Origin of the sequence: Nonomuraea glycinis (assembly GCF_035920485.1) — a bacterium.
Lineage (GTDB): Bacteria > Actinomycetota > Actinomycetes > Streptosporangiales > Streptosporangiaceae > Nonomuraea > Nonomuraea glycinis.
Window position 1 is genome coordinate 3215211 of the sequence record NZ_CP109166.1, and the last position, 16705, is coordinate 3231915.

14 protein-coding genes are annotated in these 16705 nt (G+C 69.8%); 10 read left to right on the forward strand and 4 right to left on the reverse strand.

Going from position 1 to position 16705, the window contains the following annotated elements; translation table 11 throughout:
- Positions 1–4 precede the first annotated feature (4 nt).
- The 3 genes from OHA68_RS15110 to OHA68_RS15120 are packed head-to-tail and all read left to right on the forward strand — an operon-like array spanning position 5 to position 3629.
- Entirely contained in the window at positions 5–1093 is a 1089-nt protein-coding gene (locus OHA68_RS15110; protein WP_189142945.1) for a glycosyltransferase, read from the forward strand.
- 43 nt (positions 1094–1136) lie between these two features.
- Positions 1137–2927 carry a DUF4434 domain-containing protein gene (locus OHA68_RS15115; protein WP_327108201.1) on the forward strand — a complete coding sequence of 597 codons (1791 nt, stop codon included), beginning with the start codon at positions 1137–1139 and terminating at the stop codon, positions 2925–2927.
- Between the two features lie 36 nt (positions 2928–2963).
- Complete coding sequence (locus OHA68_RS15120) at positions 2964–3629, forward strand: NUDIX hydrolase (RefSeq protein WP_327108202.1); 666 nt, start codon at positions 2964–2966, stop codon at positions 3627–3629.
- Positions 3630–3657: 28 nt separating this feature from the next.
- Here OHA68_RS15120 and OHA68_RS15125 read toward each other — a convergent pair whose 3' ends face one another.
- Complete coding sequence (locus OHA68_RS15125; protein WP_327108203.1) at positions 3658–5070, reverse strand: ATP-binding protein; 1413 nt, start codon at positions 5068–5070, stop codon at positions 3658–3660.
- Between the two features lie 113 nt (positions 5071–5183).
- Here OHA68_RS15125 and hisC point away from each other — a divergent pair, with 113 nt between their 5' ends.
- Positions 5184–6242 carry a histidinol-phosphate transaminase gene (hisC, locus tag OHA68_RS15130; RefSeq protein ID WP_327108204.1) on the forward strand — a complete coding sequence of 353 codons (1059 nt, stop codon included), beginning with the start codon at positions 5184–5186 and terminating at the stop codon, positions 6240–6242.
- A gap of 4 nt (positions 6243–6246) precedes the next feature.
- Here hisC and OHA68_RS15135 read toward each other — a convergent pair whose 3' ends face one another.
- Genes OHA68_RS15135 through OHA68_RS15145 form a run of 3 tightly spaced genes read right to left on the reverse strand, consistent with a single transcriptional unit; the run spans position 6247 to position 9501 of the window.
- Positions 6247–7779, reverse strand: coding sequence for a hypothetical protein (locus OHA68_RS15135; protein WP_327108205.1), 1533 nt, complete (start codon positions 7777–7779; stop codon positions 6247–6249).
- Between the two features lie 22 nt (positions 7780–7801).
- Positions 7802–8617, reverse strand: a complete 816-nt coding sequence (locus tag OHA68_RS15140) for a carbohydrate ABC transporter permease (RefSeq protein WP_327108206.1) — start codon at positions 8615–8617, stop codon at positions 7802–7804.
- Entirely contained in the window at positions 8614–9501 is an 888-nt protein-coding gene (locus tag OHA68_RS15145; RefSeq protein ID WP_327108207.1) for a carbohydrate ABC transporter permease, read from the reverse strand. Before OHA68_RS15145 ends, OHA68_RS15140 begins: the two co-directional genes overlap by 4 nt.
- 178 nt (positions 9502–9679) lie before the next feature.
- On the opposite strand from OHA68_RS15145, the gene OHA68_RS15150 reads away from it, so the two are divergent.
- From OHA68_RS15150 to OHA68_RS15175, 6 genes are read left to right on the forward strand one after another with little or no spacing between them, the layout of a single operon-like run.
- Complete coding sequence (locus tag OHA68_RS15150) at positions 9680–10963, forward strand: ABC transporter substrate-binding protein (RefSeq protein WP_327108208.1); 1284 nt, start codon at positions 9680–9682, stop codon at positions 10961–10963.
- Positions 10947–11948 carry a Gfo/Idh/MocA family protein gene (locus tag OHA68_RS15155; protein WP_327108209.1) on the forward strand — a complete coding sequence of 334 codons (1002 nt, stop codon included), beginning with the start codon at positions 10947–10949 and terminating at the stop codon, positions 11946–11948. Before OHA68_RS15150 ends, OHA68_RS15155 begins: the two co-directional genes overlap by 17 nt.
- Positions 11945–13789: a heparinase II/III family protein gene (locus OHA68_RS15160; RefSeq protein ID WP_327108210.1), complete on the forward strand. Its 1845-nt coding sequence runs from the start codon at positions 11945–11947 to the stop codon at positions 13787–13789. Before OHA68_RS15155 ends, OHA68_RS15160 begins: the two co-directional genes overlap by 4 nt.
- Complete coding sequence (locus OHA68_RS15165) at positions 13782–14543, forward strand: amidohydrolase family protein (RefSeq protein WP_327108211.1); 762 nt, start codon at positions 13782–13784, stop codon at positions 14541–14543. Before OHA68_RS15160 ends, OHA68_RS15165 begins: the two co-directional genes overlap by 8 nt.
- Positions 14540–15340 (forward strand): amidohydrolase family protein, encoded by an 801-nt coding sequence (locus OHA68_RS15170; RefSeq protein WP_189142803.1) that lies wholly within the window; start codon positions 14540–14542, stop codon positions 15338–15340. Before OHA68_RS15165 ends, OHA68_RS15170 begins: the two co-directional genes overlap by 4 nt.
- A 2-nt stretch (positions 15341–15342) precedes the next feature.
- The gene (locus OHA68_RS15175; RefSeq protein ID WP_327108212.1) at positions 15343–16653 is read left to right on the forward strand and encodes a transcriptional regulator; all 1311 of its coding nucleotides are present in this window, start codon (positions 15343–15345) and stop codon (positions 16651–16653) included.
- The last annotated feature ends 52 nt before the right edge of the window (positions 16654–16705 follow it).

The window sequence follows — 16705 nt, forward strand, 5'->3', positions numbered from 1 at the left end:
CGCAGTGCACGTGCTCGTCATGACGGTGGTGCATAACCCCGAGGACGCGAGAATCCTGCATAGGCAGATCCGCGCCCTTGTGGACGCCGGTCATGAGGTCACGTACGCCGCCTCTTTCTCGGCTCACGGCGTCGTTCCGCGACCTTGGGTGACCGGTGTCGATCTGCCCAGGGCGGCTCAGCGTAAACGGATCTCGGCCGTGTGGGCGGCTCGCAAGCTGTTCAAGCGCATGCGGCGCAAGGTCGACCTGGTGCTCATCCACGACCCCGAGCTGCTGTTCGCGGTCTGGGGGCTGCGCAACAGGCCGCCCGTGGTGTGGGACGTGCACGAGGACACCCCGGCGACGCTGTCGCTGAAGCCCTGGCTGCCGTCGCTGCTGCGCCCGCCGGTGCGCTTCCTGGCCCGGATGCTGGAGAGCCTCGCCGAGAACCACCTCAACCTGCTGCTGGCCGAGACCGCCTACGCGGGCCGGTTCAAGCACGCCCACCTCATCGTGCCGAACGAGACGTGGGTGCCCGACGCGGTCACCCCGCCGGGCGAGGACCGGGTCGTCTACCTCGGCTGGCTGTCCAGGGCCCGCGGGGTGCTGGAGGCCGTGGAGGTCGCCAAGCTGCTGCAGCCGTACCGGGTCGGGGTGGAGCTGATCGGCTACGCCGACCCGCAGAGCCGTCCGGTGCTCAACCAGGCGGTCACCGACGGCCTGCTGGAGTGGCGCGACTTCATGCCCAACGACGAGGCGCTCAAGCGGCTCGACGGCGCGCTGGCGGGCCTGTCGCTGCTGCACGACGAGCCGAACTACCGGCACTCGATGCCCACCAAGATCGTCGAGTACATGGCGCACGGCATCCCTGTCATCACCACCCCGTCCCCCCGGGCGGTGGAGCTCGTGGAGCGCTACGGCAGCGGCGTCGTGGTGCCCTGGGAGGACCCCAAGGCGGTGGCGCAGGCGGTGCTGACCCTGCGGGACGACGTGCGTGAGCGGCGGGCGCAGGGCGCGCGCGGCTACACGGCCGCCCGCACGAACCACCACTGGCCCAACTCGGCCAAGCGGTTCGTGACGCAGCTTGAGGCGTGGGCCGGTGTCAAGCATTAGCCGTTTATGCCCGGCAGATCACTAAGGCGGTAGGTTCCTCAACGTGCGCTGGCTCTTCGTCATCCTGGGCGCAGTGATCCTGACCGCGGTAGCCGTCGTGATCGTGGTCCTGCCTGAGGACGCCCCCGTCAAGACGGCCGCCCAAGAGCCGAACCCGTCTCCGGCGCGCACCCAGCCGACGCCGAAGGTGAGCGAGTTCACCGACCCCTGTGGAACGTTCGAGACCGAGCAGAAGGCGCCCTACGCCATCACCGGCTACTGGATCACGCCCCGGTCCAACCCGTGCACCTGGCGCAGCCAGCTGCAGCAGATCCACAACGTCGGCGGCGACACCATCATCAGGATCGGCTACGGCCTGCAGTTCCGCTTCGTCGACGACAAGGGCTTCGTCAAGGCCAAGGACGGCGACCTCGACCCGCTCTACACCAAGTGCGTCGAGGACGGCCTGTCCTGCCACGACGCCGCCGAGCGCGACCTCAAGAAGGTCAACCCCGACAACCGCATCGGACGCACGTACGTCTACCGCACCGACGAGTCGTTCGGCGAGGACCTGTTCAGGTGCACGCCGATGGAACGCACGATCTCCGCGGGCAAGCGCCTCTACTTCCGCATGCTGGCGCCCCCCGACGGCTCCGACGACGCCTCGTGCGACTTCAGCAAGGGCCGGACGTACGACCTGATCCTCATCGCCGGCGCGCCCGAGGACAGCCTCACCAAGCTGCTCGACCTGGGCGACCAGTTCGGCATGCAGATCTTCCCCGCGCTGCCGCTGGCCCCGCGCGACCCGAAGACGCCGATCAGGGCCAACCCGAAGCACATCGACGTCCTCACCACGCTGACCCGGCGCATCGTGCAGGACTACGGGGTGCGCTTCGCCGGCCGGGAGTCGCTCGGCGGCGTCTACCAGCCGTTCGAGGTGCAGATGAGCGACACGCTGGCCACCAACCCCACCCTGGAGGTGTACGCGGGTCAGCACCGGATCGTCGAACAGGAGCTGCCGGACAAGCCCATCCTGATCAGCCCCTACCTGGACGCTCGCAAACGGGTCGCCTTCGGCCAGACGCCCGAGCAGGTGGCTGAGGCGTTCAAGGCGCTGGCCAGGACCGGGGTCGGCATCATCGCGCCGCAGGACAGCCGGGGCACCGGCAAGGTGGGCCTGTTCTGGCCGGACGAGGGCGACGACGAGGTGGACACGCGGCTGCGCCCGGTCGTGGGCGAGGCGACCTACGACACCGCCTACCACGGCTCCACCCGCGACTACTACCGCGAGATGGCCAAGGCCCGCGAGGAGATGCTGGAGGGCGGCAACTACGAGGTGGAGCTGTGGGCCAATGTGGAGGCGTTCGAGCCGTCCGGCGACAAGCCGTGCGCCTCGCACGGCACCCGCGGCAAGACCGACAAGGAACGCCTGGACCACGCCGTCACCATGGCCGGCCGGTACGTGCAGAAGGTCGTCTCCTACATGTGGAGCGACTTCATGACCTGTGGCACGCCCTCGCCGGAGACCGAGATCACCAAGGACTGGCAGCGCCCCATCGCGGTGGACGCCATCAGGCGCGCCCGCGACCCGCAGGACGGCCTGGAGGTGCGCGGCTACAACCTGGAGAACGGCACCGTCTCCATCGCCTGGGAGAGCGGCGCCACCGACCTCGTCGTCGCCGACGTGGGCTGGCTGGACAAGGACCCCCTGGAGGACCTGCCCGAGCACATGCAGACCGCCTGGGTGCCGTTCGACTGGACCCAGGTGCAGCCGGGGGAGTGGATCAAGGTGAACGTGAAGATCCCCTCGGGTCAGTTCACGACCGAGCCGCTGCACGTCCGTGTCCCGACCTGACCCTCGGTGATCCCACGGGCGTGTAACGTGCCTGCCATGGTTCCGAGCATCCCGGTCAGCGTCGACCTGGTCGTGCTCACTGTGCGCTGCCAGGCACTCAGCGCGCTCGTCTGGCGGCGCGACAACCCGCCGTTCCTGCGCCGCTGGTCACTGCCCGGCGGCTTCATCCAGCTCGACGAGGACCTGCCGCAGGCGGCCCAGCGCGTCCTCGCCGAGCGGGCCGGCCTCCCCGGCGCCCCCGTCCACCTGGAGCAGCTCCAGACCTACGGCTACCCCGACCGCGACCCCCGCCAGCGCGTCCTCAGCGTCGCCTACCTCGGCCTCGCCCCCGACCTGCCCGCCTCGGAGAAGGCCCACATGAGCTGGCAGCCGATCGACGCGCTGACCGTCATGGCCTTCGACCACCGCCGCATCATGCTCGACGGCGTCGAGCGGGCCAGGGCCAAGCTCGAATACACCTCGCTCGGCGTCGCGTTCTGCCCGCCGGAGTTCACGGTGGCGGACCTGCGCCGGGTGTACGAGATCGTCTGGGGCCGCCCGCTGGACCCGCGCAACTTCCACCGCAAGGTCACCAAGGCCGAAGGCTTCCTGGTGGAGACGGGCGCCACCACGACGAGAGACGGCGGCCGCCCCGCCAAGCTCTACCGCCGCGGCCCCGCCGAACTCCTCCACCCCCCGATGCTCCGCTCCCTGAAGGAGTAACCCCTCAGGTGGCCGACCCTGCGGCTCGTCACTTCGTCCGGCCTGAACTCGTCACTTCGTCCGCAGAACCCTCAGGGTCAGGGAAGATGTCGGCGGCGGTCACGCAGAGCGTGCCAGGGGGCGCGTGGGTGATCTCGTCGCGGGCGCACACCGCGAATCGGAGCTCTCCGGCCTCTGACGTCATATGAGCGGCCTTCGCCGCGAGCCCTGAGATGATGCGGGACGCGTTCACCTTCTTGCCCCATTTCGCCTCTCCCACCAGGACCGGTCGCCGGGAGCGCCCGGTCAGCACGGCGGCGTCGATCTGGTGCTGACCGTCTGCCTGCCACCAGGGTCCGATGGCGACGACCTGCGGGTGGATGTCGGCGGCTCGTAGCCGCAGGTGGTCGCGGAACGCCTCCTCCCAGGCATCGCCCAGATGGTCGTTGAGAGATTCGACGAGCACCGGAAGCACGGTCTCGCCGAGACCACGGTCGATCTCGGGGAGCACCCGGGAGAGCGTGCCGAGATAGAAGGCGAGAAAGTTGTCCGCGATGCGGTAGATCTTCCGGCGGCTGCGGCCGGTGTCCGTGACCGGCTGGATGCGTTCGACCAGCCGGAGTGCCAGAAGGTCGTTGAGGGTCCGGCTGGGATCGGCCCGGATGGCGTCCGCGATCTCGTTGTGCTTGGTGTAGCCCTCGGCGATGGCCTGGAGGGCCGCGGCGAGGTGGACGCCTTTGCCGGCCTCTGTCGCCAGGACCAGATCTCCTTCCCTGATCATCTTGGCGTCGGGATGGCAGGCCAGGCGGGCGAGATTGCGTTCGATGGACAACTCCGAGCGCCACCAAGAGAGGTAGAGCGGCATGCCGCCGAGAATGCCGTAGACCAGCGCCCGATCGGCAGGTGTGAGATCGGGCAGCATCTCTGCCGCCTCGTGCGGGCGGAAGGGGTGAAGCTGCATGGTCAGGTCGAATCGCCCGTACAGGGGGGCTCGGTACTCCTGAACGGCCCTCATGGTCCGCACGGCCGAGCCGCACACGATGATCCGCAAGCGGGATCGGCCGTGGGCATGGTCGAGGAAGGCGCGGAGCACGCCTTCGAGCTCGGGGGCCGAGGTGATCAGCTCGGGGAACTCGTCGAGGATGAGCAGGAGCGGCTCGTCCCCTGCTTCCCTGCTGAGGCTGTCCAGTGCCTCGTCCCATGTCTCGTAGGGTCGGTTGACCAGGTCTCGTGTGGATGCGGCGACCGTCGAGGCGGCTCTGCTGGACAGCTCCTGCAACTCCCGGACAGGAGTGCGCCCGCCACCCGTGTGAAAGATCACCCGCTTGTCGCGCGCGAAGTGCTGGAGCAGCGCGGTCTTGCCGACGCGGCGGCGACCCCAGATCAGTGCCGGGCGCGGGGTTCGCTCCTCCCACCAATCTTGGAGCGTGCGGAGCTCGGCTTCCCTGCCGACGAAATCCATGACATCAAGGTTACCGACATTTCTGTCGGTGACGCAGATGTCACCGACAAAAATGTCGGTAACGATGACCACCCATGGTGTGGTGCTTCGGGCTGCTGCCTTATGGTGTGGCCATGCCTCGTTTCCGTCCGATTCTGGACACCATGCCCGCCTACAAGCCGGGCAAGGCCGTGATGACTCCCGACGGCCGGTCGTACAAGCTCTCTTCCAATGAATCGCCCTACGGTCCGCTGCCGTCGGTGGTGGAGGCGATCGCCGAGGGGGCGCGGCAGGTCAATCGCTATCCCGATCCGGGGGCGGTCAAGCTGACCGAGGCCATCGCGGCGCGGTTCGGCGTGCCGGTCGAGCACATCGCGCTCGGCGCGGGCTCGGTCACCGTGGCGCAGCAGCTGTTCGAGACCGTGGGCGAGCCCGGCGCCGAGGTGATCTACGCGTGGCGCTCGTTCGAGGCATATCCGCTGCTCGCCGACCTGGCCGGAGTGCGGTCCGTACAGGTGCCGCTGGCGGGTGAGGACCACGACCTGGACGCCATGGCCGAGGCGATCACCCCGGACACCCGCATGGTCTTCGTCTGCAACCCCAACAACCCGACCGGCACCTCGATCCGGAGCCAGGAGCTGCTGGCGTTCCTCGACCGGGTCCCCGAGGACGTCCTGGTCGTGCTGGACGAGGCCTACCGCGAGTACGTGCGCGACGAGTCCGTCCCCGACGGCCTGCTCCTCTACCGCGACCGGCCCAACGTGTGCGTGCTGCGCACCTTCTCCAAGGCGTACGGCCTGGCGGGGCTGCGCGTGGGCTATGTGGTCGGGCACGAGCCGGTGGCCGCGGCCGTACGCAAGACGATCGTCCCGTTCGCCGTCAACCACCTCGCCCAGGTGGCGGCCATCGCGTCGCTGGAGGTGGAGGACGAGCTGCTCGAACGGGTCGACTCCGTGGTCAAGGAGCGCACCCGGGTGCGCGAGGCGCTCATCGCGCAGGGCTGGACGGTGCCGCCCACGGAGGCGAACTTCGTCTGGCTCCGGCTCGGCGAGCGGACCATGGACTTCGCCGCGGCGTGCGCGGTCGAGGGGGTGGCGGTGCGCCCGTTCGCGGGGGAGGGCGCCCGGGTCTCCATCGGCGACCCGGAGGCCAACGACGCTTTCCTGAGCGCCGCGGCCTCCTTCGCCAAGTGACGGGTCAGCTGAGGCGGCGGGCCGCCCAGTTGAGGTAGGCGACGCCCGCGATGTGCGAGCCCTGGCTGGGTACGAGCGCGCGGGCTTCGTAGATGGACCGGGCGTGCTCGAACGTCGCCGGATCCCACTGCGCGACGGCCAGCCAGCGCGGCGCCTGGAGATACTGGCCCGCGGCGGCCAGGCCGCCGGTCCCGTCGACGTACAGGGACGTGGTCGGCACGCCGTCGGGCTCGGTGGTGGCCATGTTCTTGCTGTAGGTCTTGGCCAGCCGGACCATGTCGACGCCCTTGAAGCCGAGCTTGTGGCGGAAGGCGAGGGCGGCGAACTCCACGTCGATCGCGCCGTGGCTGAGGTCCTCGCGCTGCTTGGCGCCCCGGCCGGACGGGGTGAACTCGGAGATGCCGTCGGCGGCCGAGAAGCCGTTGTAGGTCACGCCGAACGTCGGCCAGTAGGTCCAGGTGTAGGCGCCCTTCTCGTTGGTCTTGAGCTCGCGGGCGAGGGTGCGGGCCATCCGCCGGGTCCGGTCGGCGTAGACCGGGTCGCCGGTGGCGGCGGCGATCTCGGCGTAGGTCAGGCCGAGGGCGAGGAACTGGTTGGTGGGCATCTCGGTGCCGTCGTAGCCGAGCGGGGTGCCCTTGACCCAGGTGAGGTACCCGCCGCCGTCGTCGGTCTGCCGCCATTCACGGTCGTGCACGGCGGCCGCGGCCTTGGCGGCGGCGAGGTACTCCACGGCCTTCGCGCGGTAGCGCGGGTTGGCGCGGAGCTTGGGCGTGCCCAGCACGATCCGGGCGAACGACGCGATCGGGTAGGTGATCATGCCGGTGTGCACGGCGAAGAGCACGGGCTGGGAGACGAGCGGGTTCGTCCCCTGGGCGGGCGGGGTGGTGCCGGACGGGTCGAGGTCACGCGCGGTGACCTGGTTGGGCGTCGGGTAGGCGTTGAGGATCTTGGTCACCGCGTAGTCCGGGGAGGCCGGGTCCATGGACAGGTCGGTGAAGGTGGAGGTCGCGCCGTTCCTGCTGCTCTTCACCTCTAACGTGAAGCGGTCCGCGGCGCTGCCGGCCAGCACGGTGGCCGAGGTCAGGTCGGCGTACGACACCGAGCTGCGTACCTCCAGCACCGGCCGGCCGGCCGCGTCCGCCAGCGCGACCAGGCCCACGGTGTAGGGGTGCATGGCCCGCCACGCGGGCAGCGACTCGCCCCGGTAGTCGGCCACGCCGCGCTCGGAGTCGCGGTTGGCCAGCACCAGGTCGATGTTGGTGATGAGCCGCTCCAGGTAGTGCGTGTCCTGGTAGGCCTCGTACATCCGGATGAAGCCCGCCAGCACGTAGGACTGGCCCCAGGCCAGGCCGCCGTGCTCGTTGAGGTCCGTGGGCTGCCCCACGCCGCCGCCGGCATGGAAGTCCCGGTCGAACTGGTCGAACGTCTGCCGTGCCGTGTAGTCGTAGCCCGCCGAGGCGCGAGCCGTGCCTGTGTGTACGGTGCCGAGGACGCCCGCTGCGAGCGCGCCGAGGCCGAACTGCCTGCGTGTCAACATCGATCCATCACCTCCGGCGGCGTCAGCCCTTGACCGCGCCGCGCATGCCTTCGAGTACGTGCCGTTGCATGATCATGAAGACGATGACGACCGGGATGATCGAGATGATCGTCCCGGCCGCCAGACTGCGAACATCGGTGCCGGTGATCCCGGCGAGGTAGGCGATCCCCAGCGCGACCGGATACTTCGCCGAGTCCTTGAGCACCACGAGCGGCCAGATGAAGCTGTTCCAGACCGAGATGAAGCCGAAGATGCCGAGAATGGCCAGGGTGGGCCGGGCGGCGGGGAGCATGACGTGCCAGAAGATGCGCAGCTCGTGGCAGCCGTCGGTGCGGGCGGCGTCCACGATCTCGCGCGGCACGCCGGCGAACGTCTGGCGGAGCAGGAAGATCCCGAAGGCCGAGAGCACCCCCGGCAGGATCACCCCCGCGAAGGTGTCGGCCATCCCGAGCTGGGAGACCACGAGGAACCTGGGGATGAGCATGACCTCGCTCGGCAGGAACATCGTGGACAGGATGGCGAAGAAGATGAGGTTCTTGCCGCGGAAGTCCATGAGGGCGAGCGGGTAGGCGCACATCGCGGCCACCACGATGTAGAGCGGCACCGTCACGCCGACGTAGATCACCGAGTTGAGCAGGTAGGCGGGGAAGGGAATGGCGGTCCAGGCCTCCATCACCCAGGTGAGGACCGGTGGCCGGGGGATGACGTCGGGCGGGAAGCTGAACACGGCCTGGCCCGGGGGCTTCAGCGCCGCGGAGATCAGGATCAGGAACGGGCCGACGAAGGTCAGCGCGATCGCCGTCAGCAGGAGGTACATCCCCGCGCGCCGCAGCATCATGGCATGACCGTCCGTCCCCGGGTGAGCCGGTAGTTGAGAATGGCCAGGCCGATCATCAGCACCCACAGGACCAGACCGATCGCGCTGGCGTAGCCCATCTCGTAGTGCTCGAAGGCCACCGACCAGATGTAGTAGCCGAGGGTGAGGGTGGCGTCCTGCGGGCCGCCCCTGGTCATCACGTAGATGGAGGTGAAGGCCTGCATGGCGTCGAGCATCTCCACCGTCACCGCGACCGCGATGTAGGGCACCATCAGCGGCACCGTGATGTGGCGCAGCCGGTGCCAGGCGGTGGCGCCGTCGACCCTGGCGGCCTCGTACAGGTTGGTGGGGATGGTCTGCAGGCCGGCGAGGTAGATCATCATGTAGAAGCCCATGCTCTTCCAGCCCTCGACCAGGACGAGCGCGGGCAGCGCCCAGAAGGGGTCGAGGAGATACTGGATGGGCTGGTCGAGGATGCCCGCGCCGGTGAGCATCCAGTTGAGGACGCCCTGCTGGTGGAAGACGTATTCCCAGGCGACGCCGACCGCGACCATCGAGGTCACGACGGGCAGGTAGTAGAGCATCCGGAAGGTCCTGATGCCGGGCAGCTTCTGGTTGACCAGCACCGCCAGCAGCAGCGGCAGGACCACCAGCAGCGGGAACATGCCCACCAGGAAGAGCAGCGAGTTGAGCAGCGCGGTCCAGAACCTGTCGTCCGCGACGATCCTGGTGAAGTTCTCCACCCCTACGAAGACCGGTGGCGACACAACGTCGTACTCCAGGAACGACAGCTGGATCGCGGTGACCGCCGGCCAGGCGAAGAACACGCCGAACAGGGCGAGCGCCGGTATCGCGAACAGGTAGGGGGTGTACCACCGCTGTCCGGGGATCCGGCCGGCGGCCATCGCATCACATCCTTAAAGCCGTCCTAAGCATCAATAAAGGCTGGCCAGAATTTGACGAAGCGTATAGTCGGCCAATCACGACGGTCAAGACCTCGACTCTTGACGTTCTGTCATAGGACTGCCATTGTGCCGAAAGCGGGGATAAAGGACGGCCATATCTTCCAGGAGGCTCGCGGAGATGACTCGAAGTGCCTTAGCGGCCGGCGCGCTCGCGCTGTCCCTCTTCACCACCGGCTGCGTCGCCGGAACCTCGACCCAGAGCGCCGCGGCGCCCGCGGACGACCAGCCCTTCGAGGGTCAGGTCGAGTTCTGGACGATCAACCTGAAGAAGAACTACAGCGACTACATCACCGGCCTGATCGGCCAGTACCAGAAGGAACATCCCAAGGTCACCATCAAGTGGGTGGACGTCCCCGGCGCGGAGAGCGCCACCAAACTGCTCGCCGCCGTCGCCAGCGGTGAGGTGCCCGACGCGGTCAACGTCAACTCGGTCGAGCTGGGCCGGTTCGTCCCGTCGCTCGAACCGCTGGACGCCTACTTCGGCCAGGCCGAGCTGACCGACTTCCAGCCCAACCTGGTCGATCCGCTGCGGATGGACGGCAAGCTCTACGCCGTGCCCTGGTACAACGGCGGCGCTCCCGTGGCGATGTACCGCAAATCGGTCGTCAGCAAGGCCGGCTTCGACGACAAGGCCCCGCCCACCTCCTTCACCGAGGCGCTCGCCCTGGCCGACAAGATCTACGACAAGACCAAGATCAACGGCACCAACACCATCTCCGACCACACCGCGCTCCGCTATCACGGCGTCTCCCTGCTGTCGGACGACAAGAAGAAGGCGGCGTTCAACACGCCGGAGGCCCTCGCGGTCCTGGAGACGTACAAGAAGAGTTACGACCGCCACGGCATCGCGCCCGGCGCCATCTCCAAGGACATCCGCAACCTGCCGCAGACCCTCGAGAACGGCCAGGTGGCCTTCAAGCCGATGGGCAACGCCGCCGAACTGCTCAACATCCAGAAGAACGCCCCGGACATCTACAAAGACCTCGTCGTCACCGAGCCGGTCAAGATGAGCGATGGCGGCCACCTGCTGCTCGCCCAGCAGGCCTTCTCCATCCCCAAGGCCTCCGCGCACAAGAAGGCCGCCGCCGAGTTCATCAAGTTCTTCACCAACGGCGTCAACCAGCTGGCCTTCTGCAAGATCGTGCCGATCTACCCGTCCACGGTCTCCTCGACCAAGGACCCCTTCTTCACCGAGGCCGCCGGCGACGACCCGATGGCCGTCGCCCGCCAGGTGATCGTGAAGGGGCTGCCCAAGCTGGAGTACAGCCCGCTCGGCACGAACAAGGACGCCGAGCTCGCCGAATACCTGAACGAAGAGGTCAGAGCCTTCCTCCAGGGCTCCAAGAGCGCCAAGGAGGCGCTCGACACCGCCGAGAAACGATGGAATGACGCACTTGCCTAGACTCCGCATCGGGATCGTCGGCGCCGGCCTGATGGGCCGCGGCCACGCCGAGGTCTTCGCCGCCCATCCCCAGACCGAGATCACCGCCGTCGCCCGCCGGCCGCTCGACCAGGCGCCGGAGGCGACCGTCTACCCCGGCTACCAGGAGCTGCTCGACTCCGGGACCGTCGACGCGATCTCCATCACCACGCCAGACCATCTGCACGCCGACGTCATGGTGGCCGCGGCGCGGGCCGGCGTGCACATCCTGGTGGAGAAGCCGTTCACCACCACGGTGGCCGACGCCGACCGGTCCGTCGAGGCCATCCGGGCGGCGGGCGTGACGGCGATGTGCCTGTTCAACCACCGCTGGGTCCCCGCCTACGCGCAGGCCAAGGACCAGATGCGCCTGGTCGGCGAGCCGGTCGTGGGCTACGCGCGCAAGGACGACACGATCTACGTGCCCACCGAGATGATCGGCTGGGCGGACCGGACGACCTGCGCGTGGTTCCTGTCCAGCCACGACATCGACCTGCTCACCTGGCTGTACGACGACGAGGTGGCCGAGGTGTTCGCCACGGCCCGGTACGGGAAACTGCGCGGCCGGGGCATCGACACCCCCGATGCCATGCAGATCCAGGCCCGGTTCGGCCGCGGCGCGGTGGCCACCTTCGAGTCGGCCTGGATCTACCCGAACACCTTCCCGACCATGGTCGACAGCTACGTCACCGTGACCGGGGAGAAGGGCGTCATCCAGCTCGACAGGCAGAAGGAGAACATCCAGCTGGCCACCGAGGACAGCTACACCTATCCCCGGAACATGCTGCAGCGGGTCGTGCACGGCAAACCGGCCGGGGCCTACCGCGACGCCATCCACCACTTCGTGGACTGCGCGCTCACCGGTGAGCAACCGCTGGTCACCGTGGAGAGCTCCCGGCACGTGACCGCCGTACTGGAGGCCGCCCACGAGTCGGCCCGCACGGGACAGCCGGTGAAGCTCCGATGACGTACGCAGAAAAGCCGCCGCACGCACAAGAACCGCCGCACGTGGAGAAGTCGTCGTACGTGGAGAAGCCGCCGCATGTGGACCCGGCGCGCATGCTGCACATCACCGACGAGGCGCTGCTCGCCGAGCTCGGCGCGGCCGGCGTCGCGGCGGCCAGGCCGTGGCGGCGGCGGGCGCCGGTGTGGCCGGACCCGCTGCCCGGCGACGTGGCGGAGGCCGACCGGCTGCTCGGGATCGAGGTGGACTTCCTCGACAAGGGCCACGGCAGGTCGAGACTGTACGGCTTCCACTACCTGAGATGGATGATGCCGCTGGTCTCGGCCTACGCCCAGACCGGCGATCCGCGCTACGCCCGCGAGTGGGACCGGCTCTTCAACCAGTGGTACGACAGCCGGGACCGGGTCGAGGGCGACTGGCCGGGGCTCGACGTGGTGTGGTACTCCCTCGGGGTCGCCTCCCGCTCGATGCACCTCAGCCGGGCGCTGGCCGTCTTCGCCACCGAGCCCGCGCTCGGCGACGCGTGCTGGTTGCGGATGATGAAGACCATCCTCGGCGGGGCCCGCTGGGCGGCCGAGGAGCACGACGAGTTCCGGCACGGCAACTGGCAGTTCGCCACCGCCTGCGAGCTGCTGCACCTCGCGCGCGTGTTCGCCGACTTCCCCGAGTCCGGGCGCTGGGCCGAGGTGGCCAGGGCCCGCATCCTGGAGCACCTGGAACGCGACGTGCGCGAGGACGGCGGCCACCACGAGCGCTCGCCCGGCTACCACGGCATGTGCCTGGGCGGCGTCCAGCGGGCCGCGTCCGTCGACCCGGACCTGATCGCCCACCCGCGCTTCCCGGCCATGCACGACTGGCTCGCCTCGCTCACCACCTCGGGCGGCTGGGTGCCGCACCTGCAGGACAGCGGCGTGGTCTGGCCCGCCGAGATGCTGCGGACCGGGGAACGGCTGCTGGGCGAGGCGGTACGGCCGGTCGAGGGCTCACACCTCCTGGAGTCCAGCGCGTACGCGATCTTCCGCGCCCGCGACCTGCACACCGTGATCAACTACGGTCCGTACATCGGCCACGAGCTGGAGCCGCACAGCCACCACGCGGCGCTCGACTTCGTGCTGTCCGGCTGGGGGGTGCCGCTGGCCTGGGAGGCGGGCGGCCCGCCGTCCTACGACGACCCGGGCTACTACGACTGGTACCAGGCGACCAGGGGCCACAACACCCTGCTCGTGCCCGGTGAGGACTACGTCGAGGATCGGGCGGCGGCCCTCGACCTGTTCCACGCCGGCGAGCACGTGGACGTCTTCGCCGGCCACCACCACGGCTACCGGGCCAGGCACGACCGCAGGATCGTCTTCGTCCGGAGCGAGCCGTCCTACTGGCTGGTCACCGACACGATCGACGCCGAGGCGATCTGGCAGCTGCACGGGACGTCGCCGTGGATCCGGCACGGCGACGGGTACGCGAGCAGCCGCGGGCCGGGGCTCCTCGTGGTGCCCGCGGAGCCGCCGGACGAGGTCGTCCTCGGCAGCGGGCCCGCCAGGATCCCCGACCCGGCCACCGCCACCGCCGAGTACGGCGAGATCCACTCCCTGGGCCTGCGCCGCCGCGACGGCCGCTTCACCGTCGCCGTCGTCCCGTTCACCGACGAGCCACCAGAGGTCCGGGTCACCCCGTCAGCGGTCCACCTGGGCGAGGTAACCGACACCTTCCCGCCCGACGGCTGGACCCGCGAGGGGCCCGCCGAGAACTGGACCGGCGACGGGCTCGCCACGCATCGGACGCGCGAAGGACGCGCCGAGCACTGGACCAGCGACGGGCTCGCCGAGCACTGGGGCGGCGATGAGTGAGGGCCGTCCGGTCCTGATCGACGCGGATGTCATGCTGGGCCGCCACCCGCGCCGCGACGTGGGTGGCGGCACCGTGCCCGAGCTGCTCGCCGCGATGGACCGGGTGGGCGTGGCCGAGGCCGTCGTCGGCAGCATGACGTCCTGGCTGCACGACCCGGCACGGGGCAACCGCGAGCTGCTCGGCCTGGTCGCCGGTCAGCCCAGGCTCCGCCCGTGCTGGGTGATGCTGCCCGACACGTGCGGGGAGACGGGCAGCGCGACCGGGTTCGCCGACGCCGCCGTCGAGGCGGGCGTGGCCGCCGTCCGCGCCTTCCCGCGCGAGCACAATTACGACCTCGCGAGCGCCGACACGGCCGCGATGCTCGACGCCATCGCCTCCGTACGGCTGCCGCTGCTGGTGGACGCCGGCCAGACCACCTGGCGGACGGTGGAGACGCTGGCCCTGGCCCATCCGGGCCTGCGGATCGTGGTGGGCGGCGTGGGCTACCGGATGCTGCGGCAGATCGCCGGCGTCCTGGACCGGACCGACCACGTGAGCATCGGGCTGGCCGACCTGTCCTCGCACCGCGGTCTGGAATGGCTGGCGACCCGGTTCGGCGCGGGCCGGCTCGTCTTCGGCACCGGCGCCCCCTACCGCGACCCGGCGGAGGCGGTCACCCGGCTGATGTGGTCGGAGCTCGGCGAGGCCGAGGTCGCGGACGTCGGCGCGGGGAACCTGCGCCGCCTGCTCAGAAGAGAGGTCAGAGCGGCATGAACGAGCTGACGACGGCCCTGTGGGCACGCCGGCCGCAGCAGGCGACGAGGATCGTCGATGCGCATGCCCATGCCGGGCCGTACAGCGTGTTCTTCATCCCGGACCCGGACCCGGCGGGGATGATCGAGGTGATGGACCGGTGCGGCGTCGCGCACGCGGTGCTCTCCAGCCACCTGGCGATCCAGCTCGACGCCGCCCAGGGCAACGCGGCCACCGCGGCCGTCGTGGACCGGGCGCCGGACCGGTTCACCGGCTACCTGACCGTCAACCCCTGGCAGGACCCGGTCGCCGAGCTCGGCCGCTGGGGCGACGACCCCCGCTTCGGCGGCGTCAAGCTCCACCCCGACCTGCACGAGTATCCGCTGACCGGGGCACGCTACGCGCCCGTCTGGGAGTACGCCGAGCTCACCGGGCGTCCCGTGCTCACCCACACCTTCAGCGGCTCGCCGTACAACGACCTGCCGATGGTCGACGAGATCGCCGGCCGGCACCCGCGGGCGACGATCCTGGCGGGACACTCGGGGGTGACGCCGCTGGGCATCGACGCGTCGATCGAGGTTGCGGAGCGGCACGAGAGGGTCATCCTGGAGGTGTGCGGCTCGTTCAACACGGGCGCGGACATCGCCAGGATGGTCCGCCGGCTCGGCGCACACCGGGTGGTGTACGGGTCGGACTTTCCGTTCATCGATCTTCGTATGTCGCTGGGGCGGATACTGTTCTCAGATCTCAGCGACGATGACAGGGCCGCGGTGCTCGGGGGCACGATCACCGCGCTGCTCGGGAAACCAGAGGCATAGACGTGGACCGGCTACGATCCAAGATCGCGATCGGCGTGGTGGGACCGCACGATCTCGTCGAGCAGATCGTGCACATCGGCGCGAGCCTGCCCTCGGCCGCGTCGTTCCGGCTCGTGGGCGCGCCGCACGCGGGCGAGCACGAGACGCGCGAGAAGCTCGCCAAGATAGCGGGCAGCATCGACGCCGTCCTGTTCACCGGGCCGCTCCAGCACGACCTGGCCACCCAGTCGGGTGAGCTGCCCGTGCCGGCCACGTTCGTGCCGGTGAGCGGGGCGGGTCTCTACTCCTGCCTGCTCCGGGGCGTGCTGACCGAGGGCATCGACCCGGCCAGGGTGAGCATCGACTCGATCGCGCGGACCGACGTCGCCGAGGCGTACGAGGAGATCGGCGTGCCCATGGACGGGGTGCACGTCTCCGAATACCGCCAGCCGGACTCGGTGCGCGACTTCGTCGGCTTCCACGAGCGGCTCTACCGCGAGGGCGCCACCACGGCCGCGCTCACCACGGTCAGGACCGTGGCCCGCAAGCTGGAGGCGGCCAAGGTGCCGGTGCTGCGGATGATGCCCACGACGCACACGCTGCGGCTGGCCATCAACACCGCCACGCTGCTGGGCACGGGCAGCCGCCTGGAGGAGTCGCAGATCGCCATCGTGCTCGTCGAGCTCGCGGCCTCGACCAGGCCCACCCACTCGGGGCCGGGCAACTACTGGCAGCAGGAGCTGAAACTGTCGTTGCACCGGTCGCTGCTCGCCGAGGCCCGGCAGATGGGCGCGACGGTGGTCCCGCGCGAGGAGAACAGCTACGTGATCACGGCCACCGTCGGGGCGCTCTCGCAGGCCACCGACGGGTTCCGGGTGGCGCCGTTCGCCGACCGGGTGCGGGCCGACCTCGGGGTGGCCGTCGAGGTGGGCATCGGGCTCGGCAACACCGCCCGGGACGCCGACACCCACGCCCTGATCGCCGTCGAACGGGCCCGTGGCGCCGACGCCACGGCCGCCTTCCTGATCGGCAGCGACGGCACCGCCACCTCCCTGCCCCTGCGGCAGCGGCGCAGGGGCGACCAGGTGGCGGAGCCCGAGGCCGACTCCAAGGCGGGCAAGGTGCTCGACCGGCTCGTGCAGCGGCTGGGCGACGACCCCGAGGCCATGGTCGTCGACGCGGAGATCGTGGCCGAGGTGCTGGGCGTCGCGCCACGCAGCGCCCGCCGGGTGCTGCAGAACCTCGTCGAGGAGGGCCTGGCCTGGGCCCTGCCCCCGGTCAAGTCCGCCCAGGCCGGCCGCCCCCGCCAGCCGTACCGACTGGTGTCGCGCTAGCCCCCGGCGGCCGCTCAGGCGTCGCCCGAACGGCCGCGCCAGCCGTAGCGGC

Bases quoted from the DNA above. Each gene is read 5' to 3' on its own strand.
- OHA68_RS15120 (WP_327108202.1), top strand. From the start codon at position 2,964: ATGGTTCCGAGCATCCCGGTCAGCGTCGACCTGGTCGTGCTCACTGTG.
- OHA68_RS15125 (WP_327108203.1), bottom strand. From the start codon at position 5,070: ATGGATTTCGTCGGCAGGGAAGCCGAGCTCCGCACGCTCCAAGATTGG.
- hisC (WP_327108204.1), top strand. From the start codon at position 5,184: ATGCCTCGTTTCCGTCCGATTCTGGACACCATGCCCGCCTACAAGCCG.
- OHA68_RS15135 (WP_327108205.1), bottom strand. From the start codon at position 7,779: ATGTTGACACGCAGGCAGTTCGGCCTCGGCGCGCTCGCAGCGGGCGTC.
- OHA68_RS15140 (WP_327108206.1), bottom strand. From the start codon at position 8,617: ATGATGCTGCGGCGCGCGGGGATGTACCTCCTGCTGACGGCGATCGCG.
- OHA68_RS15145 (WP_327108207.1), bottom strand. From the start codon at position 9,501: ATGGCCGCCGGCCGGATCCCCGGACAGCGGTGGTACACCCCCTACCTG.
- OHA68_RS15150 (WP_327108208.1), top strand. From the start codon at position 9,680: ATGACTCGAAGTGCCTTAGCGGCCGGCGCGCTCGCGCTGTCCCTCTTC.
- OHA68_RS15155 (WP_327108209.1), top strand. From the start codon at position 10,947: ATGACGCACTTGCCTAGACTCCGCATCGGGATCGTCGGCGCCGGCCTG.
- OHA68_RS15160 (WP_327108210.1), top strand. From the start codon at position 11,945: ATGACGTACGCAGAAAAGCCGCCGCACGCACAAGAACCGCCGCACGTG.
- OHA68_RS15165 (WP_327108211.1), top strand. From the start codon at position 13,782: ATGAGTGAGGGCCGTCCGGTCCTGATCGACGCGGATGTCATGCTGGGC.
- OHA68_RS15170 (WP_189142803.1), top strand. From the start codon at position 14,540: ATGAACGAGCTGACGACGGCCCTGTGGGCACGCCGGCCGCAGCAGGCG.